This is a genomic window from Actinomyces qiguomingii (assembly GCF_004102025.1).
Taxonomy (GTDB): domain Bacteria; phylum Actinomycetota; class Actinomycetes; order Actinomycetales; family Actinomycetaceae; genus Actinomyces; species Actinomyces qiguomingii.
The window spans coordinates 2739300-2754968 of the sequence record NZ_CP025228.1; the positions used below are offsets into that span (position 1 = coordinate 2739300).

Annotated in this window: 16 protein-coding genes; 15 read left to right on the forward strand and 1 reads right to left on the reverse strand. The window is 67.9% G+C overall.

Annotation, left to right across the window (positions count from 1 at the left end; all coding sequences use genetic code 11):
* The first annotated feature begins 5 nt into the window (after positions 1-5).
* From CWT10_RS11580 to CWT10_RS11640, 14 genes are all read left to right on the forward strand, one after another.
* A complete protein-coding gene (locus tag CWT10_RS11580) occupies positions 6-386 on the forward strand; it encodes an HK97 gp10 family phage protein (RefSeq protein ID WP_128683449.1) in 381 nt (126 codons plus the stop codon).
* 6 nt (positions 387-392) lie between these two features.
* Positions 393-791, forward strand: coding sequence for a hypothetical protein (locus CWT10_RS11585; RefSeq protein ID WP_128683451.1), 399 nt, complete (start codon positions 393-395; stop codon positions 789-791).
* A 34-nt stretch (positions 792-825) separates the two neighbouring features.
* Positions 826-1488 carry a hypothetical protein gene (locus tag CWT10_RS11590; protein WP_103061587.1) on the forward strand — a complete coding sequence of 221 codons (663 nt, stop codon included), beginning with the start codon at positions 826-828 and terminating at the stop codon, positions 1486-1488.
* Positions 1489-1512: 24 nt separating this feature from the next.
* A complete protein-coding gene (locus CWT10_RS16825) occupies positions 1513-1677 on the forward strand; it encodes a hypothetical protein (protein WP_158247566.1) in 165 nt (54 codons plus the stop codon).
* The gene (locus tag CWT10_RS11595) at positions 1677-2042 is read left to right on the forward strand and encodes a hypothetical protein (protein WP_103061588.1); all 366 of its coding nucleotides are present in this window, start codon (positions 1677-1679) and stop codon (positions 2040-2042) included. The genes CWT10_RS16825 and CWT10_RS11595 overlap by 1 nt, the downstream gene beginning before the upstream one ends.
* Before the next feature lie 47 nt (positions 2043-2089).
* On the forward strand, positions 2090-2476 hold the full coding sequence (locus CWT10_RS11600; protein ID WP_103061589.1) for a hypothetical protein: 387 nt from the start codon (positions 2090-2092) through the stop codon (positions 2474-2476).
* A 47-nt stretch (positions 2477-2523) separates the two neighbouring features.
* Entirely contained in the window at positions 2524-6873 is a 4350-nt protein-coding gene (locus tag CWT10_RS11605; protein WP_128683453.1) for a tape measure protein, read from the forward strand.
* Positions 6873-7673, forward strand: a complete 801-nt coding sequence (locus CWT10_RS11610) for a hypothetical protein (protein ID WP_103061591.1) — start codon at positions 6873-6875, stop codon at positions 7671-7673. The genes CWT10_RS11605 and CWT10_RS11610 overlap by 1 nt, the downstream gene beginning before the upstream one ends.
* Positions 7670-8779 (forward strand): hypothetical protein, encoded by a 1110-nt coding sequence (locus CWT10_RS11615; protein WP_103061592.1) that lies wholly within the window; start codon positions 7670-7672, stop codon positions 8777-8779. Before CWT10_RS11610 ends, CWT10_RS11615 begins: the two co-directional genes overlap by 4 nt.
* A gap of 18 nt (positions 8780-8797) precedes the next feature.
* Positions 8798-9589, forward strand: a complete 792-nt coding sequence (locus CWT10_RS11620) for a hypothetical protein (protein ID WP_103061593.1) — start codon at positions 8798-8800, stop codon at positions 9587-9589.
* Positions 9590-9723: 134 nt separating this feature from the next.
* A complete protein-coding gene (locus CWT10_RS11625) occupies positions 9724-10338 on the forward strand; it encodes a hypothetical protein (protein WP_103061594.1) in 615 nt (204 codons plus the stop codon).
* Positions 10339-10385: 47 nt separating this feature from the next.
* A complete protein-coding gene (locus CWT10_RS11630) occupies positions 10386-11348 on the forward strand; it encodes a peptidoglycan recognition protein family protein (protein WP_103061595.1) in 963 nt (320 codons plus the stop codon).
* Between the two features lie 15 nt (positions 11349-11363).
* A complete protein-coding gene (locus CWT10_RS11635; protein WP_103061596.1) occupies positions 11364-11666 on the forward strand; it encodes a phage holin in 303 nt (100 codons plus the stop codon).
* On the forward strand, positions 11659-12042 hold the full coding sequence (locus tag CWT10_RS11640) for a hypothetical protein (RefSeq protein ID WP_128683455.1): 384 nt from the start codon (positions 11659-11661) through the stop codon (positions 12040-12042). The genes CWT10_RS11635 and CWT10_RS11640 overlap by 8 nt, the downstream gene beginning before the upstream one ends.
* Before the next feature lie 688 nt (positions 12043-12730).
* Here the strand turns inward: CWT10_RS11640 and CWT10_RS11645 are convergent.
* On the reverse strand, positions 12731-12961 hold the full coding sequence (locus CWT10_RS11645; RefSeq protein WP_103062947.1) for a hypothetical protein: 231 nt from the start codon (positions 12959-12961) through the stop codon (positions 12731-12733).
* 1773 nt (positions 12962-14734) lie between these two features.
* Between CWT10_RS11645 and CWT10_RS11650 the strand changes: the two genes are divergently transcribed.
* Positions 14735-15598, forward strand: coding sequence for a polysaccharide deacetylase family protein (locus tag CWT10_RS11650; protein WP_103064119.1), 864 nt, complete (start codon positions 14735-14737; stop codon positions 15596-15598).
* The last annotated feature ends 71 nt before the right edge of the window (positions 15599-15669 follow it).

Below are 15669 nucleotides of genomic sequence, written 5' to 3' on the forward strand. Positions count from 1 at the left end.
TCACCGTGCCCTCTCCACGGATGGTGCTCAACCATGCGGGCCTGGACCGGCTGCTGGCCTCTTCCCAGATGGGGACGGCGATCTTCGCCCAGGCGCAGGACATGCTGCCTGTGGTGCGGGCCGCGACTCCTCACCGCTCGGGCGCGCTTGCGGCGTCGTGGCGGGTTGAGTCCTCCCAGACGGTGGTGCGCACTCGCAAGGGCGGAACGTCGGTGCGCGCTGGCGCCCGCATCATCTCCGACGCCGAGCACGCGGCCGCCGTCGAGTTCGGCCACCTCGGTACCGCCGTGCCTGGCGTGGAGGGATACAGGGTCGTCGTACCGGGGCAGCACATGCTCGGCGCCCTAGCCGGTACCAGGGCGGCCCGCGCCGCCAAGAAGAGGTGATCGCCCGTGTCTTCTGATCCTGTGAAGATGGTTCGTGCGGTCCTGGAGGGCCTGCCAGTCGGTGACGGCACCACTCTGGCTACCTGCCGGGTACTGACCGTCCAGGCCCTGGACCATCTGCCTGTGGTGCATGTGGCCGCGGCCGGCGGCGGCTCCCAGACCGACATTGACCGGCTGGACCGCATCAGCGCCATCGTCTACGCCCAGGCCCCCACCACGGATGGCGCCCCGACAGCCGTGTCTATCGCCGAGCTGGCACACGCCGCGCTCGTGGGCGGCCCGCATGACACGCCGGCCGGCTACATCGACGAGGTGCGTGCCGAGTCGTTGCCGACCGGCCAGCCCTACACCGACACCGTGGACACCGCTGCGGCGGTCTACGGCGTCGTCCACCGATTCCTCTAAACCGATCTGATCCACGTAACTGGAAGGAAACGTCGTGCCTACGTTCGACAGCTTGAAGTCCTCCTCTGACAACCGCAACCTGGTGCGCAAGACCAAGGGGGCGCTTATGTTTCTGGCGCCCACCAGCGCCACGCTGCCGGAGAAGCTGATGGATACTCCCACCAGCCTGGTGCAGCTGCCCACCGAGTGGTGGCCGGTCGGCCTGGTCACCCCCGACGGCTACACGTTCGCCGCCGACACCACTACCGAGGACGTCGAGGCGCTCGGCTATATCGAGCCGGTCCGCTCCGACATCACCCAGGTCGCCAAGTCCATTCAGGTGACCGTCTACGAGACGCTCAAGAAGAACCTGCAGCAGCTCATCTACGGCGTGGACCTGTCCTCCGCCACCCAGGACCCCACCACCGGCGAGATCCACTGGGATGAGGCGCCCGTGCCCATGCAGGAGGAGTTCCGGGCATTGGTCGTCTCCCAGGACGGCCCCGCCTCCGACCAGTGGCTGGTCGGCAAGGGCTACCCGCTGGTCAAGCTCGCCGAGGTGCCCGAAGAGGTTTGGAACTCCTCCGACGCCGTCCAGCTGCAGCTGACCCTGAACGTCTTCACCGACACCACCTTGGGAACCCCCTGCCGCCACTACTTCGGCGGCACCGGCCCGCTCAAGCACAAGGACGCCCTCGGCTTCTCCGCCGGCAACTGACCCACCGCCAAAAGGAACAACAACATGGCTACCTTCACCAACACGATCGACGACAAGACCGTCGAGATCACCACGAACAACCCCACCGAGATCGTCACCCTGACCGCACAGGGATGGAAACGACTCCCCGACCCGGCCCCCAAGGCTGACCCGAAGCCCGCCAAGACCGATGCTAAGGGCGGCAAGTGATGGCTGACAAGATCACGGTCACCACGAGCCTGTCCAAGATCTCCGCCATCGAAGCGGAGACCTCCCCCGAACCCTTCCGCGTCGGAATCGGCAAGTCGAAGTACGTGACCTTCCCCGCCATCCAGGACCTTCCGTTCGAGCAGGCCGACCACGTACTGACCATGCTCAACCACGCCGAGGAATACGGCGAAGGGTTCAGCCTGCAGACCCTGCTGGCCTCCTGGCTGTCCGAGAAGGACTACAAGGCGCTGCAGGCCGCCAACCCGTCCATGCGCACCGTCGCCGCCATGATCAAGCAGGTCAACGACTACTACGAGGAGGCCGCCGGCACCGAGGGGGAAGACGCTTCCTCCGCCTCTGCCTGACCCGCTTCCGCCCCCAGGTCCGCGCCGACCTCCACGAGTACTACGGCGTGGACCTGGGAGCCGCGGCGGCGCAGCACAGGTGGCGGCAGCTGATCGACCTGATCGGCCAGCTGCCGTCCACCTCACGCACCTGGGTCGCCATGACCCAGGACGAGCAGATAGCGGAGGAACTGGCCCAGGCCCTCGCCAACGCCCCCGACACCGGGGACACCCGCAAGAGCGTCTCACCGCGCGACTACACCGCCGTCCTGGCTGCGCTCGCGGACATCTATGACCTGATCGCGGCGGGGCTGACGGACCGGAAGCGGAAGCCACCGAGGTATCCGCGCCCGGGCCCGTCGGCGGTCGCTCGGGCGATGGCTCGCCTGGAGGCGGACAGTCTGCGTGACCTGATCGCGCAGATGACACCGCACGCTCTCGAAGCTCTTGACTGACCCGGCCACCCGATGTGTGGCCCTGACCGTAGGGGAGGGTGGTCTGGGTGGCGTATCAGGCCGGTACTGTCTTCGTGGACGTGGCGCCTTCGCTCAAGGGCTTCGGGAAGCGGGTCACCACTGAGGTGACCTCCTCCATGGGTGGGGCCGCAAATAAGGCCGCCACCACCTTCAGCTCGGACTTCCGCAAGACGGCGTCCTCCCTGGGGAAGGATGTGTCCAACGACCTGGCGGACTCGCTGGGCAAGTCCACCCCGAGGCTGCGCCGCGAGGCCGAGACCGCGGCCGCTGCGGTGACCTCCGCGCAGGAGGCGGTCACCAAGGCGTCCAAGGAGGTCGAGGAGGCCCGGGCGGGCGAGGTCGCCGCCTCTGAGAAGGTCACCAGGGCTGAGGAGGCGCTGGCTGAGGCTCGGGCATCGGGCGATGAGGCGGCGATTGCGAAGGCCGAGCAGAACCTGACGAAGGCGCGGGAGGGGGCGGCTGCCGCCGACGCGAAGGCGGATAAGGCTGCCGCCGCCTTGACTCGGGCACGCTCCACCCTGGAGGAGGCGACCGCCAAGGCCGCCACCGCCCAGGAGGCTCTGAGCAGGCGGACCGGGGAGACGACGTCCACGCTCACGAGCTTGAAGCGTACTGCGGCGTCTGGGGTGGAGCTGGTCAAGGCGGGCGCTGCCCGTGACCTGGACGGCGTGCGCTCCGCGCTCGCGGGGGTGCGTACGGGTCTGGGCGAGCTGCGCACTCAGGCGGCGTCTGGTGACACCGCCCTGGGCAAGCTGGCGCAGGCCGCACATGCTGTCAAGACGGCTCTGGGGACTATGGCCTCGGCTGGGATCTCCGGCCTTAAGCAGGTGGCGTCCGTGGCCGGGCAGGCGGTCAAGGCCCTGGCGCAGTCGGCGGCGTCCGCTGCGGGTGCGGTGGCCACCGTTGTGGGTGGTATCGCCATCAAGGGCGGCATCAGCCGGGCGCTGAGTATTGAGGACGCGCAGGCCAAGCTCCGGGGACTGGGGCATGACGCCGACTCGGTGTCCTCCATCATGGACTCCGCCCTGGACTCGGTGCGGGGCACTGCCTTCGGGCTGGGCGACGCCGCCACTATCGCGGCGTCGGCTGTCGCCTCCGGCGTCAAGCAAGGCGAGCAGCTGACCTCCTACCTGTCCTCGATCGCGGACGTCGCGACCCTGTCCGGCGACAGCCTGGAGAACGTGGGCCTGGTGTTCAACCAGGTCATCAGCAAGGGCAAGGTGCAGACGCAGGACATGTACCAGCTGGCGAACCGGGGTATCCCGATTTTCCAGTGGCTGGCGGAGGAGTCCGGCGTCACCCTGGAGCAGATCCAGTCCGACATCTCCGCCGGCCTGGTCTCCTCCGACGACTTTTTGAAGGCGGTGCAGGCGAACTCTGCCGGCGCCGCCCTGGCATCCGCGGACACGGTGCGCGGCGCGGTGTCCAACACCTACGCCGCCCTCGGACGCCTCGGCGCGGCGGCGTTCGAGCCGATCATGCCCGCCATCCGGTCCTCTCTCGGTGGCGTTATCGAGGTGGCCGACCAGGTCACCAGCCTGGTCAAGCCCGTGCTGGAAAGTGTCGGGGCGACCCTGTCTGAGAAGGTGGCCGGCGCGGTCGAGCGCATCAAGGAGACCGCGGGCCCTTTCATGGAGGGGCTGTCTGGGGCACTGTCTGGGGCGAAGGATGCCCTGGACGGCATCGGCTCCGGGACTTTAGTGTCCACGCTGCTGCCGGCCCTCGGTGCCGGCGCGGGCCTGCTGTCCCAATGGGCCAATGGCATCCCGCTCATCGGCAAGATGATCCCGACCATGTCCGGCCCCGTGGGCGTGGTGGCGGGCCTGATCACCTCCATGGTCGCCGCATCCCCGGAGCTGCGTGACGCTCTCGGCGGCGCCGTCGAGGCCATCGGGTCGGTCATGGGCGGCCTGGCCGAGCCGGCGAAGACGGTCTTGTCCACCATCGGGGATCTGACCGCCGTCATGGGCGACACCCTGGCTCAGGCGATCACCGCGATCACCCCGTCCCTGACCTCACTGGCCCAGACGGTGCTGCCGGTCATCTCCGACGTCCTGGCAATCCTGGGGCCGGCACTGGTGGATGTGGCGGCCACGCTCGGGGACGCGCTCGCGGGCGCTCTGCCGGTGCTGGCGGATCTGCTGGCCGACGTCGCCCAGGTGGTGCTCCCGGTCCTGCCGGGTCTGCTGGACGGACTGCTGTCGGTGGGCCTGCCGCTGCTGAAATGGGCGATCGACCTCGCATCGGCGATCCTGGACAATGAGGCCGCAGTGGGCATCATCGTGGGCGCCCTGGTGACCTGGAAGACCACCATCACCGCGATCAAGATCGCCACCACCGCCTGGTCCATAGCCCAGGGATTGCTGAACGTCGCTCTGAATGCGAATCCGATTGGCCTGATCGTCATCGCTCTGGTTGCCCTGGCCGCAGGTATTGCGGTGGCGTGGCAGAAGAGCGAGACGTTCCGGAAAGTCGTCACGACCGCGTTCGAGGCCGTCAAGAACACCATTAGCGCCGTGGTGGATTGGGTTACCGGCACCGTCGTCCCGGCGGTGCAGGGCTTTTGGGCGACCACGGTCAAACCCGTAGTGGAAAAGGTGAAGAGCGCGATCTCCACGGTGGCGGACTTCATCAGCGGCACGGTGGCGCCGGCGATTCAGGCCGCGATCCAGGCCGTCGGCAACATCTTCAGCTGGCTGTACAACAACATTGTCAAACCGACGTGGAACGGTATTAAGACGCTCATTCAGGCAGTCGGTACGGCCATTGCGGCCATCATCGGCGCGGTCGTGATCGTGGTCCGAGACCAGCTCGGCAAGATCTTCACCTGGCTGTACAACAACGTCGTCAAACCGGTGTGGGCCGGCATTAGAACCACCATCGCCACTGCGTGGACCTCTATCAAGACGGTGCTGATGGCGCTGCGCAACTTCATTAACGGCACGCTGGGGCCGATCTTCACCTGGCTGTACAACAACGTCGTCAAACCGGTGTGGGACGGCATTAAGACCGCGATCACGACGGTGGCGAACACTCTGACGAACACGATCCTGCCTAAAATCAAGTCCTTCGCCGACTCGGTTAAGAGTGCTTTCACTACTCTGCGGGACGCGGTCAAGGCCGCGATGGACAAGGTCAAGGAGTATGCCGCCAAACCGGTCAACTTCGTGATCAAAACCGTTTACACGAACGGCATTAAAAAGGCCTTCGACTCGATCGCCAGCAAAGTCGGCCTGTCCCTGCGGATGCCGTCCGTCACCCCGATCGCCGGATATGCGACCGGTGGAGTATTCCAGACCATGACCCCCGGCTACACGCCCGGGCGGGATGTTTATACATTTTTCAGCCCGGACGGTGGCGGGGCACTACGGCTGTCTGGTGGTGAGGGGATTATTCGCCCGGACGCCCTACGCGCTCTTGGTGGCAAGCCCTGGTTGGACGCTGTCAACGCTTCCCGCGGGGCCGGCCTGGCCACCGTCGGAGACCGCGGCGGTAAGAAAGGGCAAGTAGCCTTCAAGGAAGGCGGTATCTGGGGCGCTCTCAAATCTGGCTTCGACAGCACCAAGAACTGGCTGAAGGATACGGCGTCCGCCGTCGCAGACATCCTGGCCGACCCGCTCGGCGCGATAGCCAGCTTGGTAACCGCTCCCGCCAAAGCTCTGCTGGCCACAATGGGAGACAGCATGTGGGAGCAGGTGATCAAGGCGATGCCCGGTAAATGGTTCGACTCCATCGCGCAGTGGTTCAAACGCGGCTCTGACGGGGTGACCTCCACGGGTGGACTGCCCGGCCAGGCCCGCAAGTACCTGGGCACCCCCTATGTGTGGGGCGGCTCCAGTATCCCGCCGGGGCTGGACTGCTCCGGCCTGGTCTACTATGCAGCAAGGGGCCTCGGCTGGAACTGGCCGCGGCTGACCGCCGCCGGCTACCAGGCCAAGGCCAAGCCCATCTCCTGGGACAAGAAGACTGCTGGCGACCTGCTGTTCTGGGGCAACCCGGCCCACCACGTGGCGATCTACTCCGGCGGCGGGAAGATGATCGAGGAGCCGCATGTGGGCGCCTCCGCCCGTGAGATCGCGATCTGGGGCTCCCCGACCGTCGGGCGAATCGCCAAAACGTTCGACACCGGCGGCGTCCTCCCCGAGGGGCTGACGCTCGCCGTAAACGCCACCCGCGGCCCCGAGGCGATCCTGACCCGCAGCCAGTGGAACACGCTGACCGCGCTCGCGGACCGCGGCGCCGACCTCGCCAGCTCCCTGGACGGTACCGACGTCCGCCTGGTCCTGGACGACCGCACCGCCCTGGACGCCCACATTGAGACGGTCTCTACGGCCGCGGCCCGTCGGCGGGCGCAGCTCACCGGGAGGAGCCGCTGATGGGTGTCCTGGCGTCAGTACCTGCCGGTCAGGCACCCATCATCCAGGTGGTGGTGGAGGCCGGCACCGTCCCGGCCGGCGCCCCGTACACGGTCACCGGACACACCACCGGCCACTCATGGGCGGTGCGTGCGGGCGCCCGCACCTCCGACGGCACCCAGGTGGTCCTAGGCGACCCAATCTGCCCGATTAACACCCCGGTCACCTACCGGGCCACCTGGGACGGCGGCCAGGCCGCATCGGCCGCGGTACGGCGCCCCTGGGCCGGGCGCTCGCTGCTGACCGACATCACCGGCGGCGGCGCCGTGGACCTGCTGTGGCAGGGAGACGACGCCCGCGAGACCGACCCCAGGGTCACCCTGCACGAGGTCCCCGGCCGCCCCACCCCGGTGGCCGTGTTCGCCCCCTCCATGGGGGCGGGCACCATCTCCCTGACCACGCGCACCACCCCTGCCGACACGGAAGCGATGCTGGCGCTCGCGGCCCGCCCGGCGGTGGTGGCACTGTTTCACAACCCCGCACGCTGTTGGCAGTGCCGGTGGGGGACGTGCGATGTGCCTCTGGTGACGGTCATGGCGCTCACGAGCGTGTCTCACGCCCGGACGGGCCGGCTGGACGTAGCGGAGCGGATCTGGACGCTCAAAGGAGCGATCGTGTCGGTGCCGGAGCCGAACGTGCTGGTGCCGACCTCAGTATGGGACGACGTCGACGCCGCCGGCCTGACCTGGGCGCAGATCCCGGCCGCGGCCGGCACCTGGGACGAATTCGACCGCGTGCTGTGGCAGGAGGTCGGGGCATGAGCCTGCCGGAGGGGCTGCTGACGGGCGCCTACACCTACTCCGCGCGCGTGGACTCGTGGCTGGGATCGCAGTGGCTCGGGCAGGTTCCAGTGGCCGGCGGGTCGGTGTCCTGGACGGTGGGGCAACAGGTGCAGGGCACGCTATCTCTGACCGTGCCCCGGTACGGGGCCGCCAGCGAGGCCGAGAATGCCCGTGACTTCACCCCTGATCATCCCGAGGCGCCTCTGGCGTGCTTCGGGCAGGAGCTGCAAGTTACCGTCACTGTCACGTCGCTGGTCGACGGATCCGAGTACACCGAGCCCGCCGGTCGCTTCATCATCATCTCCTCGGAAACCGACACCGACACGGTCACCGTGTCGGCCAAGAGCCTGCTCCACAGGACGGAGGAGAACCGGCTGGTGTCCCTGACCGTGCCCCGCACCGGAGGCACCCTGGCCTCGGAGATCCGCCGCCTAATCGGGACGCAGATGGGCGTGGTCATCGACGAGGCCCTGACGGACCGCGCATGTCCGTCGTCCATGTCGTGGGGCGAGTCGCGGATCGACGCCGTGTACGAGATCGCGGATGCGTGGCCGGCCCGCCTGCGTGAGGGCCGTGACGGCGTCCTGTACCTGCTGCCGCCCGCTGATGAGATCACTACGGCGCCCGTGCGGGTGCTCACGGACGGTGTCGACGGCACCGTCATCGGGGTGAAGCGGTCATGGACCCGGGAGCAGGTCTACAACCGGGTCGTCGCCCGTGGGCAGGACACTGACGATGCCGGCCGGCCCACCTTCCAGGCAGTCGCGTCCCAAACCAGCGGCCCCCTGTCAGTGACAGGCCCGTACGGGATCGTCACACGTTTCTGGTCCAGCCCGTTGGTGACGTCGCAGGCGATCGCCGCCAGGAGTGCGCAGACGATGCTCGCCTCCTCCATCCGGCGAGCGACGACCATCCCGGTCGAGCTGGCGCCGGACCCGTCCCTGCAGCTGGACGAGCCAGTCAGGCTGTACAGCCACGACGTCATCGGCGCGGCCCCGGTAGAGCTGTGGGGCCGTGTCGCCGCCGTGGAGCTGCCGCTGCTTTACACGGGCGCCGCCCGCGTCGACGTCGCGATCGACACCTGACCGGGAGGAGACCGCGGTATGCAGATACTGGACGCGCTCGACGCCGCCCCGGCGGACCAGGTCCCCAGGTCCGGGTCCGACAGGTCCCAGGTCATGGTGGCCACCGTCGTCGGCGTCGCCGAGGACGGCCGCACCGTGACCGTGGCACTGCTGGACTCCGGCGCCGTCACGCTCCCTGCCACAGCCTCCGTCTGGACAGGCGTGACCACCGCCCACGTGCTCATGGACACCGAGACCGGCCGCCCAGTGCACGTGCTCGGCCCCGCGTCCCCACCCAAGACCGAGACGCCTACGCCGCCGTCCGCCGAGGCCATCGCCGCATCCCGACAGCCCGTCACCGTCACCCGCACCGTCACCGTCACTCCGGACTGGTCCGGCACGCACCGGGCCGGCCAGGGCTGGGACCAGTGGAACACAAGCCGGTACGGGGGCCGTACCGACCTCTACCAGGGCGCCATCGGTGCCTCCGGGACCCTGCGCGGCATGGCCACCTACGGGCCCGCAATCACCAGCCTGCACGCCACCGCCATCACCTCCGCGACCCTGACCCTGACCGGCAACGGCTCCAACCGCGGCACCTGGACCGCCACCGTCCAGGCCGCCGACCGCACCAGCACCGGCCCCTCCCCGTCCGGATCCACCGCCTCCGTCAGCATCACGGGCACCGGCACCTCCCGCCTGAACATCACCGCCCTCGCCCCCAGACTCCTCGCAGGCAAGGGCCTCGCCATGGTCGGCTCCGACTACGGCGCCGTCGGCGGCCGCGGCCAGTCAATGTCCATCACCCTCACCTACCAAACCACCCAATAACGCCGAGAACCGAGGCACCCGAATGATGAACACGGCTACTGCCGCCGGCGGGTGGACCGTATGCCCCATCTGCGGCGCCATCATCGCCGACACCACCGCCCACACCGAAGCACCCGAGCCTGAGGAGGCACCTAGTGAGCTATAAGGACGCACGCGGACACACCGTCCCCGCCGGCACCGACCAGGCCTCCCGCCAATCCCTCCTCGACCTGTCCCTGTCCATCCCCTCTATCCCCACGTGCACGTCGGCCTCCGCCGCAACCCAGCACGTAACCCGGCTCGCGGCCGCCGGCGTGACCGCATCCGCCGCGGATCCGGTGCTGGTGTGGCGCACGGACCTGCAACAGCTCGTGTCGTGGGACGGGACCGCCTGGACGATCTGTACGCCTGGCGCCTACGCGGCGACCACGGTGTCCGGTGCCGGCTCCTGGTCGGGTAGTCGTCTCTGGCTGAGGCGGACCGGCATACTCGTCATGTGCTGGGGCGTGCTGAAGCCCAACACGGGCAATGTCCCGGCCTCACGGGTCACGGACGTGCTGGTGGTGCCTGGCGGCTGGCGGCCCTCCGCCAGTGTCTACGGCACCCTCGGTTTTCTGCAGCTGGCCGCCACGCTCTACGTCCACGGCGCGACGCCCCCGGTCGCCGGCGGCGCCGTGGTTGAGGTGTCCCACACCAACGGCAACGTACACGTCCGATCCCCCCAGACCGCCACCGCAATCAAGGTATCGGGCGTCTGGTCCACCGCCTGACCCCCAACGCCACCAACCACACAACTCAAGAAAGTAAGGGAGGACTCATGTCTACTATCTCGCCTAATAAGGCCGTCACCGATGTGAAGCAGTCTCCGAACTATTCGGCGGGGCGTCCGGCGGGTAGCCCCAACGTGATCGTCATTCACCACTGGGGTGTGGACGGGCAGTCCCACCAGGGCGTGGTGGACTACCTGTGCCGCTCCGGCGGCAACACCTCCGCCCACTACGTCGCCAGCGCGGGCAGGCGCACCCAGATCGTCTCCGACCGTGACCGTGCGTGGCACGCCGGCGCATCCGGCAACCCCCGCGGCATCGGCATCGAGTGCCGCCCCGAGATGACCGCGGGCGACTTCGAGTCCGTCGCCCAGCTGGTCGCCGCCATCCGCGACGAGCACGGCCCCCTGCCTCTGCGAGGACACCAGGACTACATGTCCACGGCGTGCCCGGGCCGCTGGTACTCCCAGCTGGCTCGCCTATCCACGCGGGCGGACGAGATCCGCGCCGGCAAGACCACCAGCACTGCCACCACGCCAGCCAAACCCGCAGCCACCTCCTCGGCGGCGGACCGGGCGCTCGACGCCCGCACCGGCACCGACGGCGCCCGCCAACTCGCCATCTCCGGCGTGCTCGGCTCCCCGACCCTGCGCCGCCTACAGGAGGTCATGGGCGTCACCATCACCACCTCCGGCACGCCAGCCGCCGCCGCATACCAGCGGCTCCAGCGATTCCTCGACGGGGCCGTGTCCGCCGGCGCGCTACGCACCCTTACTGGCGCCACCCGACTCGACGCCGACGGTGTTGCAGGCCCCAAGACGTGGAAGGCCTTCCAGTACTGGTCCGCCCACAAGTCTCCCCAGTGGATGCGGCAGTCCGGCGGCCCTGCCGACCTGAACGGCGCGAACTGGGACAAATGGGTCGACGGCATCGCAGGCCCCAACACCATCCGCATGCTCCAGCACATGCTCAACAGCTCCTACGCCAACTCCGGCAAGCTCCTCGCCAAGTGAACGGAGACCACCAATATGGGAAAGCACGTAGCACTCACCGAGGACCGCACCATCCTGTCCTGGCTGACGCCCGAGCGGCGTCGAGCGCTCTACTCTGCGGTGGCCGCAATCCTGGCTGCGCTCGCGGCCCTCGGCGTCATCACCGGAGAGCAGTCCGAGGCGTGGGCGCAGGTGGCCGAGCAGGTGCTCGCCGTCGCCGCGCTCGTCCTCGCCGCCATCCACACGGGCGGCGTCTACGAGGCCCCTATCGTGGGCACGCCGGTGGATGATGACGACGGCACCCCGGTGTCAGGCTCGGGCGGTGGGACCGGTGACTGACCCGGCAATCATCACCCCGATCATCGTCGCGGCGGTCGGCCTCGCCGGCGTCCTGGCCGGACAGTCCACCAGCCGGCGCATGCACCGGGAGGACTACCAGCTCGCCCGCCAGGGCGCCGAGGTAACCACACTGCGCGCCGTAGTCGAATCCCTCACCGAGCGAGTCTCCTCCCTCGAGCGTGCACTGGCCGCCTCCGAGGCGCGCGTGGATGCCCTGGTGGACGCCCGCGACGACGCTGAGAGGGACAGGTGGCACGCCATCGCCTACGCCCGACAGCTCCTCACCTGGGGACACGACTGCCTGGCGCTCATCCCCGACGGCACACCCGCCCCCATCCAGCCAGAGATCCCGCCCGCGCTCGCGGACGACCTCTGACGTCTCTCGGTCTTCGGCCCCTTCTGCCCCGTCATGGGGTGGGAGGGGCCGTTGCTTCGTTCGGACACCGGTGTCCGAAATCCGCTGGTTCGGGGTGGCATGACCTGTCGTCTCCGGTTATCGTGTCTGCGTCATTCCGCGCGAAAGTCCTCGCGTGCTATCGTCGGCTGGTGTCGGCCCGGTGCGTTCAAGCCCCGTCAGCCACCCCCAGCATGAAACGCTGCAATTCGAATGAAGAGTGGCGGTCAACATCTTGGGCGCCGGCATGTGTTGCCTTAAAGCCCGTCATTTGTGCGCAACGTGTGGGAACTGCGTGGTGTTGGGAAGCCCCCTGGGGGGACAACCCTGGGGTGGTTTCAGTGGTTTTGATGTCGTGCCGCCTTGGTGGCGGCAGCCCAATGTGCCGCTGTTTGGGGGTGTGGGCTGTTGGCGTGTTCATTGGCGTGTGCCAGATGCCCAATCGTGGGAGTGCTGGGTGACGAATCAAAAGTGGAACGTACGAACTGTCTGGCCCTGTGCCCGGGGTCGGTGGCACCCATAGACCCCCGGCGATGGTGTGCAAGACGGCCGGTCATGTCGATTTTCGACCCCGGGGTGCGATTCACGACCACTCCGGGGTCGTAAACCACACCCCAAGGTCGAAAACCAGCACCTCACGTGTCAAGCCCCGGGTTTTGTGGAGGGTGTTTTATCTGGCGCCGGTGGTTGTCGGCTGGGGTTGGTTGATGGTGGTCTGCTCGCCGACGTCCATGACCTTTGCCTCGGCCTCTGCCTCGGGCTCGGGCTCGGTGATGGTGTCGGTGTCGTCTGGTGGGGTGTAGGCCTGCTCGTGCTCGATCGGAGCGTGCATGCCTGTGGCGGAGTGAGGCCGGGTGTTGCCCGACCAGTGCACCCACTCGGCGGTAGCGAACACGGGCATCGTCGATGCCCTGCCAGGGCCCGTGGTCGTCGAGGTAGTGCCGGTTACGGATGAGCTCGGCCTTATAGAGTGAGTTGAGGGCCTCGGCCAGAGCGTTGTCGTATGAGTCTCCCTCGGGTGCCCACCGAGGCCACCGCATCACAGTCGGATAGGGCCTGCCCGCACTCGGATGGCCCGGTACTGGACCCCGCGGTCGGAGTGGTGAATCAGGCCCTTCAGATCCGCGCCCTCGCGCTGGCGCTGCCAGATACCCATCTTCAAGGCGCCCCTGGGCCAGGTCGGTGTACAAGCTCGTTGAGGTCTGCCAGCCGACGATCCGACGCGAGTACACGTCAGTGACAAAGGCCACATACACCCAGCCGGACAGGGTGCGCACGTAGGTGGGGGTACCTCCCACGTAGTGGGGGAATGTCAGCGACCCACAACTCGTTGGGCCTGAACGCGCTGAAGTGCCTGCCCGCCAGGTCCGCCGGGCACTGCTCCCTTGGGAGCGCTGCGCGTGGTACGCGGTGATTTGGCGCGGCCGGTGGCCGTGCAACCCCATGGCCCGCATCAGACGCACCCGCGGTGCAGCAGGCGCCGCATGCCCCAGCCCATGCCGCTCACAGGACTCAGGCCGATTCAGCATCGCATGCCATGTTGCGGGCCCCCAGCCGCGCAGTAGTTGTTCTCATGAACCCGCCCGGTTCTCAGCCTTTAGAGCCTGGTCGCGCACAGCCCTTGCTGATGGGGGACGGGTCTTGGCTGCGCAAGTGGTGCTCGGGGCGATCTTGACATCGGCGCTGGTCAGCACCTGGCAGACCGGCACAGGCCCCGAACTCCTCCTTGTGGGAGTCGATGTACTTACAGATCAGCGGGACGGGCGGCCTGGTGTCGGCCGCGAAAAACAACTGACACGCTCCTTTGGGATCGCGTTCGCCCGCCTCAGTTCGCGCCAGCTGCCTGATCCGCTCAGCATCGGATGTGGTGGTTCCTGGCCGGGCGCCCGCGTCGACCTCGGCCCCTCTATCACCCAGGTACGCAACCCCTCGGGGCGGGGCGCCCAACTCCTCGGCGATCCTCCAGGTTCGCCCCCTTAGACCGCTCGGGGTCCCGACGGGCCCCTGCACACCCCATCCTGGTGGCCCGCTCCCGCAGCCCTCTTCGGGGTACTTCCTTTGTGCACTCCCGGCAGTGATCCCTTCCGTGTATTCACTGCCTCCATCAAACCCGGTGCAGTTCAACGCCCCACAGCACAGTCCACCGCAACAGCGACGCCAAGGCCGCCCTCAAACACCAGGGCCGCGCTCAAGCACAGGAACAGCTTCCGAACCACGCCCGAACCCGGGACGGCGCCTTCGGACGCGGGAGAGTTCCGCCCGGACGGCCCAGAGCACACCACCCACCACACCCCCAAACACGAAGAGCCGGTTATCGGCGCGAGCGTGGTGCTTTAGACCGGCGTGTCGCGGGCTGTTTCTATGGGCGCCGCCACGGCTTTGCTCGCGCCCCTAGGGGTTTTCGAGCGCTTCGGGTCTGAGGGTTTGGTTCGCGCGGGTGTTGGCGGTGGTGAGTGTCGGCCCGAGTCGGCTGCCGGCGTCGTACTTGGACCGCGCTTCTGCGCTTGGACCGCGTCCCTGCGGTTGTACCGTCTGAGAGTGCGTTTCAGGCAGTCCATCCGCAGCCAGGTGGTCAAACTCGCGCTCCATCTCATTCCCATCGACGAGGACAGGCCGTTAGCCGCCATGCGAGGCTTGGCATAATACGCGCCACCACTACCTGGGAGGACCGCCCGTGCACCGTCGAGAGTTCATGCTCATGCTCGCCGCGGGCACCGTCGGCGCCCTGGCATCCTGCTCCGCGAGTCAAAAAACCGCGAGCACGCCGACACCCGCCGCCGAACAGCGAATCGCGGCGCTGCCGACCTCCTCCCCCACCGCGCCACGGCCCCCATCCCCCACGCCCTCGCGCAGCCCCCTATGGCTCCAGGACGGCCCTCCCGAGCTGCCCGCCCCTGAAGGTCCCGGGCCACTGATCACCGGCCTGCCCGACGGCGTTGGCAACGTCGTGGCGATCACCATCGACGACGGCGCGGACGCCTCAGTGATCGACGCCTACCTAGACTTCGCCGCCGACTCCGGGGTACGTCTCACCTTCTTCGTGACCGGTTACTATCCGGGCTGGATCGACTGCAAGGACAAGATGTTGCCGCTGGTGGAGTCCGGACAGGTGCAGCTGGGGAACCATACGTGGACGCACCCGGGACTGACCGAACTCACCGAATCGGGAATCATCTCCGAGTTGTCGCAGTGCGAGTCGCTGCTGAACACCCATTTCGGCGTGACCGGCACACCGTTCGTCCGGCCTCCGTTCGGTTACCGCAACGACTGGACGGATTCGGTATGTGCGCAACTGGGCTACACCACACAGGCAATGTGGTACGGCTCCTTCGGCGATTCGGGTCTGCTGACCCAGGAGGTGTTGCTGGGCGAGGCAAACACATGGCTCCAGGCCGAACATATAGTTCTGGGCCACGCCAACGCCCCCACTGTCACCCATCTGTACGGACAGATCATCGACATCCTGCGAGAGCGGGCATTGCGGACCGTGACTCTTGATGACGTCTACTTCGGGCCGGGCCACAGTCGCAGCGTCTGATCCCGGCGCGCGGGCATCCTCCGCGCCGGTACCTCCACCCGCGCCGGCCTGGGGCCCGCTGCCCGCCGGTA

What these genes read in the sequence shown, in the direction of transcription:
- CWT10_RS11615 (WP_103061592.1), top strand. Translation starts at nt 7,670, where the DNA reads ATGAGCCTGCCGGAGGGGCTGCTGACGGGCGCCTACACCTACTCCGCG.
- CWT10_RS11645 (WP_103062947.1), bottom strand. Translation starts at nt 12,961, where the DNA reads ATGCCCGTGTTCGCTACCGCCGAGTGGGTGCACTGGTCGGGCAACACC.
- CWT10_RS11595 (WP_103061588.1), top strand. Translation starts at nt 1,677, where the DNA reads ATGGCTGACAAGATCACGGTCACCACGAGCCTGTCCAAGATCTCCGCC.
- CWT10_RS11620 (WP_103061593.1), top strand. Translation starts at nt 8,798, where the DNA reads ATGCAGATACTGGACGCGCTCGACGCCGCCCCGGCGGACCAGGTCCCC.
- CWT10_RS11630 (WP_103061595.1), top strand. Translation starts at nt 10,386, where the DNA reads ATGTCTACTATCTCGCCTAATAAGGCCGTCACCGATGTGAAGCAGTCT.
- CWT10_RS16825 (WP_158247566.1), top strand. Translation starts at nt 1,513, where the DNA reads ATGGCTACCTTCACCAACACGATCGACGACAAGACCGTCGAGATCACC.
- CWT10_RS11610 (WP_103061591.1), top strand. Translation starts at nt 6,873, where the DNA reads ATGGGTGTCCTGGCGTCAGTACCTGCCGGTCAGGCACCCATCATCCAG.
- CWT10_RS11635 (WP_103061596.1), top strand. Translation starts at nt 11,364, where the DNA reads ATGGGAAAGCACGTAGCACTCACCGAGGACCGCACCATCCTGTCCTGG.